We start from the raw sequence: 12,938 nt of genomic DNA on the forward strand, positions 1-12,938 counted from the left end.
TATTTTGTGTTAATATGAAGGTGTTTTTTGTAGTTAATTTTGGTGTATAGTAAATATGTTAAATAACGCACCTTGAATTCTTTATACCTAATTATTACAAAATTACGATACTTTGGACCGGCTTGGGTTTTTGCTTCACTTAATATCATGACAGGTACTTGGGTGTTATACATACCTAAAGTAAAGGCAAAATTGTTAATTGATGATGCACAACTAGGTGTTGCACTTTTTTGTTTTGCATTAGGTACATTAGCAATGATCCCTTTATCTTCTTTGATCATAGAAAAACTTGGAGTTGGTAAAGTAACAATTTTAGGGATCATACTATTTTCTCTATTATTTCTTATGCCCATAGTAGCTCCAAGTTATTTGTTATTATGTATAGTCTTATTTGCAGTTGGCTTATCTGCCTGTTTAACAGATATCGCAATGAATGCTCTGGTATCGGATATTGAACAAGAAGATGATGTTCATATTATGTCAGCATCTCACGGTTTTTTTAGCTTAGGTGGAGTTATTGGTGCTGGTATTGGGAGCTTTTTAATTACATATTTCGATATACCATTAATGCATATGCTGTGCGCTACACTGTTTGTGATTGTAACAAACATCTTAGTTTGTAAGGAGTATATAACTATAAAAGGAAAAAAAGAAGAAGGTTCAAAAAAGTTTTTCGAACTAAAACTTATAAAGCCACTTTTAGGGCTTACGATCATTGCATTTTTAATCATGGGTAGTGAGGGAGCAATAGAACATTGGAGTAAACTTTATATGCAAGATATTGTAATGATCTCTTCAGAAAAAATTTCTGGATTTGGTTTTGTCGCTTTTTCTGTGATGATGACATTGGGGCGTTTTTTTGGGGATGCAGTAAGCAAACATTTTGGATCTTTGGCAATAATCATCGGAGGCTGTTTAATTAGTGTTTTTGGTTTTTTTGCAGTACTGAGCTCTGCATTGATGATAACAATAATTGGTTTTGGATTAGTTGGTCTGGGGTTTTCAGTAATTATCCCAGAGCTGTTTAGATTAGCAGGAAGAGCAAACGGTGTTTCTTCTGCTGAGGGTATATCTTTTGTAGCGGGATTTGGTTATCTTGGGTTTTTAATAAGCCCCCCATTTCTAGGACTATTGTCCAAAATAGATAGTTTAAAACTTAGTTTTACAGCTTTATTGGTAGCTACGATAATTGCGTTAACAGTTACTTTTTTAATTTCGAAAAGAGTGTCTAAATAATGGAATAAGCATTGAATTATTCTGTAATAACTTCAATATTGGTGAAATGAAGTTTCCAGTTACCTTCATTACGCTTATGGGTTTTGGCTATTTTTATTCCGTTGAAGTTTTCGTAATCCTCCCAGGAAGTAATTAAAGAAGGTTCTTTTTTATTTTTTTCTCGGAACACCCATTCTTTAATCTTAAAATCACCTTCAAAATAAAAATCATACGCATCTCCAGGAGTATAGCCTCCTTCGTTATTATAAACGATAGTGAATTTTTGCATTTCTTTATTACTAATAGGAGCAACTGCTTTTACCTGATGCTCCGAAGTAAAACTGTCTTGATCCCAAACCAGATTAAAGGGCGCTAATAACCAATATTTATCATTAATAAAGCCTTGATCAGCTTTTAAAGAGGTGCTGTCAATACTTGTTCTCTTATAAGAGATTGTATCCTCTGCAGTAGTTAGGGTTACTTCACTTTTTTTAGGTTTCCAACTCCAGGTACGTTCATAATGACTACTATCGCGATCTACATTAAAAGTGAACTTTATTTCTTTTACTTTGTCCCAATTCTCAAAACCATTGGCATTTGCAATAGCTTCGGCGGTTGTTGGGATTTTACTTTTCACTGTTTCTGAATCCGTTACTTCTTCTGTATCATTTTCATACTTATATTCCTTTTTAGTTTTTTGATTACAAGCTATGATGAACAAAGAGAATATGGATAATAGTATGATATTTTTCATCTTGAGTTAGTTTTTGGCTAAAATATAGAAAACTAAAACCTTGCTAAATTGAATTAACAAGGTTTTAGGGTTTAGATATACTAGTATTCTATATGATATCCAGGTTATTTTCGGGTAATTACTCTACAATCAATTTGTATTGTGGAGTTTTATTTAAAGGACAAAAGTAATTGTACTCACCTTTTTGTAAGCTTACTTTTTTAGAGCTTTCTGTTTTTCCTTCTGCAACAACTTTAGTTACATAGGCTTCCTGAATATGATTTTTAGGATCCGAAGCATCTTTTCCTGCTGGTACTAATACAAAACCTACATCTGTTCCTGAGTTATTGTTCGAGATATTAAAAACATAACTTCCTTCTGAAAGTGTAAGCTGTTTTTGAGTAAATTCTCCTTTAGTTTGTTCTAAAGAAACTGTTTTAACTTCTTGAGCAGTTGAGCTTACTGTAATTGCAAAAATAAATGTGAATAATGTGATTAACTTTTTCATGATTTTGATATTTATTATTATTTAAAATGTTTTTTTGGTTTTTCTGAGAAGAAAGATTTTTTGATTATTAATACTTTCTTTCCAGAATTTGCAAGTGGTTATTTATTAGTGGTTATTTAGTTTAGGCTAGTGCAGTTTCTAGCGGTTGTGCTACTGGAAAATCAACTGGAACTTGTGTAGTGCTATGGATATAGTTAGAGATTGTTTTATCTCCTACTAATACAATAGTGTCAATTAGATTTCCTTTGTCATATCCGGCAGCAAAGAATTTTTCTACTACATCCTGATCTGCACGACCTCTATTTTCAGTAATATTTTTGGCTAATTTTGCTAAAGCATCCAATTTAGTATCAAAAGAAGCGTAACCAGCTCTTAATTCTAATATTTGTTCATCTGTGAAACCATTCATTTTTCCGATAGCAGTGTGTGCTGATAAACAGTAAATACAATTGTTTACCTGGCTTACAGCTAAGTTTACAACTTCTTTTTCTTTAGCTCTTAATGAGGTTTTGGCATTGGATAAGGTTAAATAGTTTTCTAAAGCAGTTTCGCTATGTGCGTAGGTAGCAAACAAGTTAGGAACAAAACCTAGTGCATTAGTCAAGTTGTCAAAAATTCCTTGATTTGTTGTATTTACTTCTTCTCTTGTTGGTACATTAAATATTGTCATGATTTCTGTTTTTATGATATCCTAAATTTCTTTTTTAGGATGGATTTATAGTTTGTTTTAAGTGTCTTTTAATTTGATAAGGCAAAGATGCAATGGCAATCTTCATTTTAAAATGTTGGTTTTTCCCAAGTACTTGTCAATTTTTCCCTTCCTTTATTTTTCAGTATTTATAAAAGGTCTTTCGGCGTCACAATAAAAATCGTGATGACTTCTTTGATCACAATGTGCTTTAGCATTTAGGCTGTTTACAATTTGTCTTTTTCCCTGACGAAAAATTTCTATTAGATTGAATATTGATTTATTATGTACTGTCATTTTTATAGTGTTTTAAATTAACAGTACAAAGATGGCACTATATGAAGGCTATTAGAATGTTAGTTTTTCCCGAAGACTTGTCAATTTTTCCCGGGCATAAAAAAAACCTCCATAATAGGAGGTTTCAATTATTAGATATGTTACTTTCTTATTAGAAAAATTTAATTTCTTTTCGTTTTAACCATAGAATAATACCGCTAAGTATAAAGGTTATTACGGCAGTGATGAAAAGGATTCCACCATCGTTATTAATTTCTATTCCTAATTTTGTAAGGTGCATAAAAATAGCTCCACCAATAACTCCAAGGGTCATTGTAGCTCCTATCCAAACAGTTTTTGGAATTAATAATAAAACGCCGGCAATTAGTTCTGCGACTCCGATCGCTATTCTGCCATATGGCTCTAATCCAACTTTAGAAAAGATATAAACGCTATCCGGATGTGCGGTAAATTTAAATCTAAGGGTTTGTATTAAGATAATTGCTACAGCAATTCTTAATACCAGGGGTAAGACATTCTTCATTTTAATATGTTAGAGTTTGTGTTAGTTTTCATAGAACACTGGGTAAAGCGTCTATTTTCCCATTAAAGGTATCCTTTCTTGAAATAAAATACAATTCGTTAAGATTGTTATCTATCGTAAATTGACGACCTAATTGCGGTAAATTGTTTGTTAAAAAAGCCTGAAAAGCTTCTGGGTTTCTACTTCTGTTTGCAGCTTTTCGTATGATTTTCAGGTAAGAAGCTGTAACTATTTCTATATTATTTTTATTGGAAACAAAGAGTAAAGTATTGTTTTTTCCCATTGAAATTTTTATTTCTTTTTTGAAATTAATTTTTTTTGAAGCAATTAAATCATTGTTATAGTTGCTAAAAGTGTTTTTATAGACCACTTCTTTAGTGTTTTGAAGGTATACAGTTTCTAACTGTGTTTTATATAGTTTCTCCTGTGTATGACCGTAGAAAGCGGTCATTAAAAAAACTATTATTAGTATTATTCTGATGTTATTATATAAAGTTCTCATACCCGTATCTTTTTCGAAAATAGTTTCGTGTTAATAATCATTTTTGATACTTCAAAGTTGGGGCGAAAATAACTGGGATAGAAGGTCTGTTTTTCCTTCTTTATTGTCAATTATTCCTTTCTGCTTAAAGTGTAAGATATTTCTAATGCTTAATCAGAGAAAAATAAAACAATTTTGTTATAACTTTTTGTCGTTATTAGTTCTTAGAACTTACAAATTTAGGAGTATTTAAAAAAAAAGCAACTGATCTTGATATATCTATACTGCTGACTTCGATTAACATTTGGTTTGTAAATTCCCCACAAAAGTAATGATTAGCAATTACAAAATATGTTATAGAAAATCTAATTGTTTGGATTACAAACTTTGCTATGTTTTAAAATAGAATTTCTAACTAAGATTTATGTACTTTGTATTCGATAAAAGATTTGTGTTCGTAACACCAAGCCCAGCTTTCATTAGGTTCTGCTGATATGATTACCGGATGGTTATAATCTGTAAAATGCTTATTTGCATGTTTATTAGGAGAAGAGTCGCAACATAATGTAACCCCACATTCCTGACAAGTTCTTAGATGAACCCAGCTGTCTCCCGTTTTAATACATTGTGCACATTCATAACTAGTACTCTTTTTGATGTTTTGTGTATCTAAATTTTCCAGATGGTCACAAATTTTAGTTCTAAATTTCATATTAGGTTTCGGCTAAGTATTCATGTACAAATTTGATAGCCATAGCACCTTCACCTACTGCAGATGCTACTCTGTTCATCGCTCCGGCTCTAACATCGCCAGAGGCAAAGATGCCTGGGCTACAGGTTTCTAATAAGAAAGGTTCCCGATCTTTTTTCCAAATCTTTTTGAAGTTTTCGTACCGATTCAAATCTCTGCCCGTTTCAATAAAACCTCTTTCGTTTTTGATAATATCTAAAGCAATCCAATCTGTATATGGTTTTGCACCAATAAAGATGAATAAGGCATCCGCTTCGACTATTCTGGTATCTGAAGTAATACCGTTTATTAATTCTAAAGAAGTAAGCCTCTCATTTTCTCCGATAGCTTTAGTAATATTAGTCTGACCTAGTAATGTAATATTGTCAATCGCATCGATCTGATCAATAAGATAACTAGACATGCTACTAGTTAGATCTTTTTTACGAACTGCGATGTATACGTTTTTAGCAAACTTAGAAAGATAAACCGCGGATTGTCCAGCTGAATTTCCTCCACCTACGATGTATACTTCTTTATTAACGCACGCTTGCGCTTCGGTCATAGAAGAACCATAATAAATACCTGCGCCCGTATAATTTTCTATACCTTCTGCTTCAAGTTTTCTATAATTTACACCCGTGGTAATGACAACGCTTTTTGCACTGATACATTCTCCATTACCAAGGGAGATGCTTTTGTATCCATCCTTTTCTGTTATCGAAGTAACTTCTTGTGGGGATAAGAATTCTATTCCGAATCGTTTGGCTTGTGTTATTGCCCGATGCGTTAATTCCTGACCACTTAATCCATTTGGAAATCCAAGATAATTTTCTATTCTGGAACTGGTTCCTGCCTGACCACCTGGTGCATGTTTCTCAATTAATAAAGTTTTCAGTCCTTCTGATCCTCCATAAACTGCTGCAGCCAATCCTGATGGACCAGCACCAATGATTACTACATCATATAAATTATCTTGTGGATGCGCATTTAAACCAAGTGCAGTAGCAAGTTCTATGATGTCAGGATTTTTATAACAACTACCATCTTGTAGTGAAATTACAGGAAGGTCAGTTGGCTTCAGTTTATGTAATTCAATAATTTCTTTTGCTTTATCGCTGATTTCTGCATCTAACCATTGAAATGGGAATAGATTTCCGGATAAAAAATCTTTAATATCATGTGATTTTGGAGAATACTGGTAACCAATTACTTTAATTCCATCAAATTCCGGCTGATAATTTACCTGCCACGTATCTAATAAATCATTTAATGTTGGATATAATTTTTCCTCTGGTGGATTCCAGGGTTTTGTTAAGTAATAATCCAGTTGTACATCGTTAATAGCTTTGATTGCTGCATCCGTATCTGAATAGGCGGTAAGCAACACTTTCTTTGCATCAGGAAAAAAAGTAATCGCCTTTTTAAGAAATTCTACTCCTAGCATTTCCGGCATTCTCTGATCTACCAAAAACAAGGCGATGGTTTCGTTTTTCTTTTTTAAATCTTCTAAGGCTTCAAGAGCATCCATAGCAGATTCTGTACTCATTATTCTATACTCTTTTCGATATTCAGATTTTAAATCTCGGGTCACAGCGCGTAATACCTGCGGATCGTCGTCAAGAGCAAATATGATGGGTTTTTTCATTTTTTTTAATTTAAAACTGACTAAAAATTGAAATTATCAGGATCAGGTCCGGTTCTCTCATTTTTGTCCAGAGAATCTATATAATTGACATCTTCTTTAGATAGCTCAAAGTCAAAAAGATCAGCATTAGAAATGATTCGATGCTGTTTTGCTGATTTAGGGATGGTAATGACACCCTTTTGTAAATTCCACCTCAAAACTATTTGAGCTACTGTTTTATGATACTTTTTTGCTAGATCATCTAGAATCGATAGTTCAAAAATCTTTCCTTGCATCATTGGAGACCATGCTTCATATTGAATTTCATTTTGATTACAGAAATCAATAAGATCTTGCTGAACCAAATGTGGATGAAACTCCATTTGATTGACCATTGGTTTTATTTCTGAATTATTCATTAGATTTTCCAGATGGTGCTGCATGAAGTTACTAACTCCTATTGCTCTTATTCTTTTTTCTTTATACAGTTTTTCGAGAGCTTTCCAAGTTTCAATATACTTTCCTGTTACGGGCCAGTGAATTAGGTATAAATCCAGGTAATCGAGTTCTAGTCTATTGAGGCTTTCATCAAAAGCTTTAAGCGTTGATTCATATCCTTGATCAGAATTCCAGACTTTACTTACCACAAAAATATCTTTTCTTGGTATACTGCTTCTGCGTATTGCTTTACCAACACCTTCTTCATTTTTATAAATACTTGCCGTATCAATATGGCGATATCCTGCATCCAAAGCCCATTGCACAGCATCTACTACTTCATGATCATTTTTAGATAAGTATACTCCAAGTCCAAAATATGGCATGTTTACACCATTATGCAATTTGAAGCTACCCTTTATATCAGTTATTTTTTTCATTGATTTATTAACTTATAGGTAAATACACAGTAAATCTTGTTTCTCCTTTTTTTGACTTTACTGTTATCTTGCCTGCGTGTTGATTAATAATTCTTTGGACTACTTCTAATCCCATACCTGTTCCTTCTCCTATGGCTTTTGTGGTGAAAAATGGATCAAAAATATGGTCTAAATGTTCTTCCGGAATTCCATCTCCATCATCAATAATTTCGACTTTTACAAATTTCTGATCTTCAGAAGTTTTTATTTTTAAAACTCCCGAATGACTCATCGCATCAACAGCATTGTCTATTAAGTTGGTCCAGACTTGGTTTATTTCACTCACAAAAATTAAAGGTTCAGAGAGATTCGCTTGAAAATCTTTTTCCAGAGATATATTTTTCTTTTTCAGTTTATGGTTAAGCATAGTCAGTGTGCTTTTTAAACCTATGTGAATATCTGTGGATACTTTTTCTGGAGCGCGATCCATATGCGTATAACTTTTAATGGAACTCACCAAACTGGATATCCTATCGGATGCTTCACCGATTTCATCTACCATTTTCTCTGTGGTCAACACATTTTCAATCCATTCGATTGCGTGAGGAAAATTTTTCTGACCTGTAGCTTTGTGAATTTCTTCCATTGCAGGAATACCTATGCAAAAATCTAACAAAGTTTCTGTCAATTCGTATGCATTATCTACATTGTGATCTTCTAGCCATTCTTCTAATTCATCTTCTTTTTCATTACGCTCCGTGAGTTTCATATTGTTTTCGGGCCGGTTATTTAATTTTTCAAAAAGAATATCATTAATAATATCTATTTCCTTCTCTGTGGCTTGGATAGAAACTACTCTCTTAAATTTTTCAGGAACATTCGCCAAATGCTCTTTCAAAGCTTTTGCACTTCGCACCATTGCCGAAGCAGGATTGTTAAGTTCATGAGCTAGTCCCGCAGATAATTTTCCTAGAGACATCATTTTTTCAGCCTGTACATTGTCTTTTGTAAATTCTCTAACTCTCGTAGTCATTTTATGGACTAAGCTTTCTGTAAGTTCGTAGTGATTGGAGATCATTTCTTTGAAACAGGATTTTTCGAGGACTAAAACATCACTGTTTTCCAGTACTTCTCCGAAGCCTAAGGCTGAACTAGCTCTTGAAAAAGGAAGTAATCCACCGATTTCATTTGTATCCATTAATGCTACATGTTTGTAGTTGCCATTTTGTTCAACTTTGATTTCAATCTTCCCTTGGAGAACAATAAAAAGCTTATCAATGGGATCACCTTTCTGAAAAAGATATGCCCCTTGTTTTAAAACTTTGATATGAGATTTGTCAATCAGCCATTGTAATTGATCATTCGGAACTTGTACAAACTCTGGAATTTGTTGAAGGTTTTGTGTGGTAACTTTCATTAGTTTAAAATTAGGTAATAAAAAGACCCTTTGCAATACCTGTAAAGGCAAGAAATCATAAGGTTTTTATAAAATTTAAATCAGACGAACGTAATTATTCATTTTTTTAGATCTATGAATCGAGATATAGTGGTTGGCGTATTGTTATGACGATTTGTTATATTTAGCAATCTATTTAAACAAAAAGGAAATGTCTGTTGAGTTTCAGAAGTATTTTATAACTAATAAAGCAACTTGGGACGAGAAAGTAGAAGTTCATTCTTCTAGTGATTTTTATGATCTGGAATCTTTTAAAGAAGGAGGGAGTTCATTAATGAAGTTTGAGTTAGATGCTTTGGGTAATGTTCAAGGAAAAACGCTATTACATCTACAGTGTCATTTTGGACAGGATACATTAAGTTGGAGTAGAATGGGGGCAAAATGTACCGGAGTAGATCTTTCTGAAAAAGGAATTGAATTGGCAAAACAACTAAATTCAGAACTAAAGCTTGATGCTGAATTTTTCTGTTGTAATGTTTTAGATACTTCTGATTATGTAAAAGATCAGTTTGATATTGTTTTTACCAGTTATGGAGTTATTGGATGGTTACCTGATTTAAAACCTTGGGGAAAAATGATTGCAGAAAGGTTAAAAACCGGAGGAACATTTTATATGGTAGAATTTCATCCTATAGTATGGATGTTTGATTATCTAGAGGGAACACCTAAGATTAAATATGGATACCATCAGAAAGAAGCAATCTATGAAGAGTACCAAGGAACGTATGCGGATACAAACTCTAAAATGATCAGTAGAGAATATGGGTGGAATCATGGATTGGGCGAAGTCGTTTCGGCGTTGTCTGAAGCTGGATTAACCATTGAATATCTGCGGGAGTATGATGAATCCCCCTATGATATTTTCCCGGATTTGGTTAAAAATGAAAACGGAATGTTTGAAAGTTCTGATAAATTATTTCCATTACTATTCGCTATTAAAGCATTTAAGTAACAATTCTTTGATAATTTTTTTACATTTGTTAAAGGTTTTAATGTTTGCATAAGCTCTGATATATAGAGCTGGTTTGTCAAGGACATTAAAACTCGGATCTTTTCAAGTAGTTCCTTTTCATACTTTGACAAACTGGAATCACTAAAAAGTATGCAAGCAAAAAACATAGCTATCGTAGGGAGTGGCTTAGCAGGTTCACTATTAGCAATTTATCTAAAAAAACGAAACCATCAGGTTACTGTGTTTGATAGAAGGCCTGATATTAGAAAGGTGGAGTTTAGCGGACGCTCTATAAATCTGGCAATGTCTGTACGTGGATGGAAAGCATTAGATAGAGTAGGAATAGGAGATGAGATAAGAAAGCTCGCAATTCCAATGAATAAAAGGTCGATGCACGTTAACGGTCAGCCTGAATATTACCAATACTACGGTAAAGAAGGAGAAGCAATCTATTCTATTTCTAGAGGTGTATTAAATCGTAAAATGATTACTCTGGCAGAAGAATCGGGAGTAGTGTTTAGATTTAATGAAAAAGTATGGGATGTAAACTTACCTGAAGCAAAAATATACACAGGAGAAACAGAAAAAGGGGCGTGGAAGGAATATCAGTATGATATGATTTTTGGTTGTGATGGTGCTTTTTCAAGAGTTAGGCATAAAATGCAAAGGAGAAGTAGGTTTGATTACTCTCAGGATTTTCTCGACGCCGGATATAAGGAGCTAGGTATACCTGCTAATGAAGATGGTACGCACAGACTAGATAAAAACTCACTTCATATATGGCCCAGAGGAAAGTTTATGCTGATCGCATTGCCAAATCTGGACGGAAGTTTTACCTGTACTTTGTTCATGCCGCATGAAGGTGAAAATTCTTTTGAGAGTTTAACTAAAGAGGATGAAGTTATAGAATTCTGGAAGAAATATTTTCCGGATACGATGGAATTTATGCCTACGCTACTTAAAGACTTTAAAAATAATCCTACGAGTGCCTTGGTGACAATGAAATGTTATCCGTGGACGTATTGGGACAAAGTGGCGTTGGTTGGAGACTCTGCTCATGCAATTGTACCGTTTTACGGGCAAGGGATCAATGCTGGTTTTGAAGATATTTCAATACTTGATGATATCATTGAGCAATACAAAGGGGAGAACTGGCAGGAAATTTTTGAAAAATATCAGGAAACTAGAAAACCCAGTGCAGATGCAATTGCAGAACTTTCCTATCGCAACTTTATGGAAATGAGCAGTAAAACTGCAGATCCTGATTTTCTTCTAAGGAAAAAAATTGAAAAAAGATTCTCAGAAAAATATCCTGATAAGTGGATTCCTTTATATACACGAGTAACCTTTACGCATAGACCGTATGCAGAGGCTTTGGAAATTGGTGATCAACAAGCAAAAATTATGAACGAAATTATGCAGCTTGATAACATCGAAAGTATTTGGGACACTGATGAGGTAGATCAACACATTATTGATCGTTTAGAAGCTTATCAAATCAATGCCAAAAGCATTATCCAATAAGTCTGATTTTTTAATATATTCTCAGTTTCTAAAAATTATTCTCTAATATTTTACTCTTTAACTCAAAAGAGTGAACTTTTATTCATCCAGTTTTAAATTAATTAAAAATTATTCAGTTTTAAATGGTAACATATTATAACCTGAAGACACTTACCTATGTTATCCCATTGGATAATTTTAAATCATTTTATTAATTTTTAAAACTTTTTAAACATGAAAAAAGTATTTTTAGGGCTATTCATAGCTGGAACTATGATGAGTTTTAACACAAGGTCAGTTGATTTGGACAATGATGAAGAAGACTTCATCCAAACCTGTTGTACTGCTTCTTACAATGGAGCAACTGCTACTCAATGCGTAGAAGGTAATGATAGAGATAAAGCTTGTGGCTGGGCACGTGTGGCTGCAATAATCGCTAGTATTTAATTTTAGAAGTAAACCTGTTGAATAAAAAATTCAATAGGTTTACTCTCTCTTTAAAATTATATTATATGAGTAATAAAAAAAATATACACAATCTTCGTTCTATTAGATTTACATCACTTTTTTTCTTAGTTTCTATTGTTACTTTCGGTCAAAACAATACTTATTCGGCATTATACGAATATAAAGATTCCTTTGATACTAATTTAGAAAGCGTACTAATTGTAAAAGGGGATGAGAGTGTTTTTAAAATACTGGACGAAAGAGAAGCGGGTGTTAAGTATGACGAAAACGGAGAGTTTTTACATATTGTGACAAATGATGCTATATCCACAATTATGTATTCCAATCCCACGGATTGTTATGTGAGAATTCCCTGGCCAGAGCTAAGCGGAGGAGCAACTTATAAGTATGATCAAAATTTAATGAACTGGGAATTAACGGGAAATTCTAAAAAAATTAAAAACTATAATTGTCAAGAAGCATTGTTGAATTTTCATGGTAGAGAATATTTAGTATGGTTTACACCAGAAATACCAATTAGTAAAGGGCCATTTAATCTGGATGGCTTGCCTGGTTTGATCGTTGAAGTACAAGAAAAAAAAGGTAATTTTTCCCTAAATCTTATAAGTTTGAAAAAAGAAATTAACGATGAAATGATTAAAAAAATCAAAGATTTTTTTATATATACCAAAGTTAAAGAATATCCGGATTATGAAAAATTTATGAAAAAATATGTCCTTGAATTAAAAATTAAAAAAGCACAAGCTATCGCGGAAATGCAAAAGCAGCAGGGAGGAACGATTTCATTTTCATTTTCAATGGGGCAATATCATTGGGTACGAAAAATTATTGATATTCCAGATGGGCTCATCAAAGAGTTAGGAAAAATCGATTTTTATGAAGAATAGTACATTTCTAAAG

The 12,938-nt window shown here is 33.1% G+C and carries 15 protein-coding genes; 5 read left to right on the forward strand and 10 right to left on the reverse strand.

Annotated elements, in window-relative coordinates:
• The first annotated feature begins 72 nt into the window (after positions 1 to 72).
• Positions 73 to 1,236, forward strand: coding sequence for an MFS transporter (locus ACFSR1_RS17855; RefSeq protein ID WP_378294374.1), 1,164 nt, complete (start codon positions 73 to 75; stop codon positions 1,234 to 1,236).
• A 16-nt stretch (positions 1,237 to 1,252) separates the two neighbouring features.
• Here the strand turns inward: ACFSR1_RS17855 and ACFSR1_RS17860 are convergent, their stop codons facing one another.
• The 10 genes from ACFSR1_RS17860 to ACFSR1_RS17905 all read right to left on the reverse strand — a co-directional run bounded on the left by ACFSR1_RS17860 (position 1,253) and on the right by ACFSR1_RS17905 (position 9,076).
• Entirely contained in the window at positions 1,253 to 1,969 is a 717-nt protein-coding gene (locus tag ACFSR1_RS17860; protein WP_378294375.1) for a hypothetical protein, read from the reverse strand.
• Positions 1,970 to 2,087: 118 nt separating this feature from the next.
• Positions 2,088 to 2,456 carry a cupredoxin domain-containing protein gene (locus tag ACFSR1_RS17865; RefSeq protein WP_378294376.1) on the reverse strand — a complete coding sequence of 123 codons (369 nt, stop codon included), beginning with the start codon at positions 2,454 to 2,456 and terminating at the stop codon, positions 2,088 to 2,090.
• A gap of 121 nt (positions 2,457 to 2,577) precedes the next feature.
• Positions 2,578 to 3,126 carry a carboxymuconolactone decarboxylase family protein gene (locus ACFSR1_RS17870; RefSeq protein ID WP_378294377.1) on the reverse strand — a complete coding sequence of 183 codons (549 nt, stop codon included), beginning with the start codon at positions 3,124 to 3,126 and terminating at the stop codon, positions 2,578 to 2,580.
• 153 nt (positions 3,127 to 3,279) lie between these two features.
• Entirely contained in the window at positions 3,280 to 3,441 is a 162-nt protein-coding gene (locus ACFSR1_RS17875) for a hypothetical protein (protein WP_378294378.1), read from the reverse strand.
• A 151-nt stretch (positions 3,442 to 3,592) separates the two neighbouring features.
• Positions 3,593 to 3,964 carry a DoxX family membrane protein gene (locus tag ACFSR1_RS17880; RefSeq protein ID WP_378294379.1) on the reverse strand — a complete coding sequence of 124 codons (372 nt, stop codon included), beginning with the start codon at positions 3,962 to 3,964 and terminating at the stop codon, positions 3,593 to 3,595.
• A 28-nt stretch (positions 3,965 to 3,992) separates the two neighbouring features.
• Positions 3,993 to 4,466, reverse strand: a complete 474-nt coding sequence (locus ACFSR1_RS17885; protein WP_378294380.1) for a hypothetical protein — start codon at positions 4,464 to 4,466, stop codon at positions 3,993 to 3,995.
• A 394-nt stretch (positions 4,467 to 4,860) separates the two neighbouring features.
• Positions 4,861 to 5,157, reverse strand: coding sequence for a UBP-type zinc finger domain-containing protein (locus tag ACFSR1_RS17890; protein WP_378294381.1), 297 nt, complete (start codon positions 5,155 to 5,157; stop codon positions 4,861 to 4,863).
• A 1-nt stretch (position 5,158) separates the two neighbouring features.
• Positions 5,159 to 6,823, reverse strand: a complete 1,665-nt coding sequence (locus ACFSR1_RS17895) for an FAD-dependent oxidoreductase (protein WP_378294382.1) — start codon at positions 6,821 to 6,823, stop codon at positions 5,159 to 5,161.
• 20 nt (positions 6,824 to 6,843) lie between these two features.
• Entirely contained in the window at positions 6,844 to 7,680 is an 837-nt protein-coding gene (locus ACFSR1_RS17900) for an aldo/keto reductase (RefSeq protein WP_378294383.1), read from the reverse strand.
• Between the two features lie 7 nt (positions 7,681 to 7,687).
• A complete protein-coding gene (locus ACFSR1_RS17905) occupies positions 7,688 to 9,076 on the reverse strand; it encodes an ATP-binding protein (protein ID WP_378294384.1) in 1,389 nt (462 codons plus the stop codon).
• 190 nt (positions 9,077 to 9,266) lie between these two features.
• Between ACFSR1_RS17905 and ACFSR1_RS17910 the strand changes: the two genes are divergently transcribed.
• The 4 genes from ACFSR1_RS17910 (at position 9,267) to ACFSR1_RS17925 (ending at position 12,925) form a co-directional block, all read left to right on the forward strand.
• Complete coding sequence (locus ACFSR1_RS17910) at positions 9,267 to 10,067, forward strand: class I SAM-dependent methyltransferase (protein WP_378294385.1); 801 nt, start codon at positions 9,267 to 9,269, stop codon at positions 10,065 to 10,067.
• A gap of 150 nt (positions 10,068 to 10,217) precedes the next feature.
• Positions 10,218 to 11,591: an FAD-dependent oxidoreductase gene (locus tag ACFSR1_RS17915; protein ID WP_378294386.1), complete on the forward strand. Its 1,374-nt coding sequence runs from the start codon at positions 10,218 to 10,220 to the stop codon at positions 11,589 to 11,591.
• A 213-nt stretch (positions 11,592 to 11,804) separates the two neighbouring features.
• A complete protein-coding gene (locus tag ACFSR1_RS17920) occupies positions 11,805 to 12,017 on the forward strand; it encodes a hypothetical protein (RefSeq protein ID WP_378294387.1) in 213 nt (70 codons plus the stop codon).
• Positions 12,018 to 12,082: 65 nt separating this feature from the next.
• Positions 12,083 to 12,925: a GLPGLI family protein gene (locus ACFSR1_RS17925; RefSeq protein WP_378294388.1), complete on the forward strand. Its 843-nt coding sequence runs from the start codon at positions 12,083 to 12,085 to the stop codon at positions 12,923 to 12,925.
• The last annotated feature ends 13 nt before the right edge of the window (positions 12,926 to 12,938 follow it).

Origin of the sequence: Aquimarina rubra (assembly GCF_042684305.1) — a bacterium.
GTDB classification, from domain to species: Bacteria; Bacteroidota; Bacteroidia; order Flavobacteriales; family Flavobacteriaceae; genus Aquimarina; species Aquimarina rubra.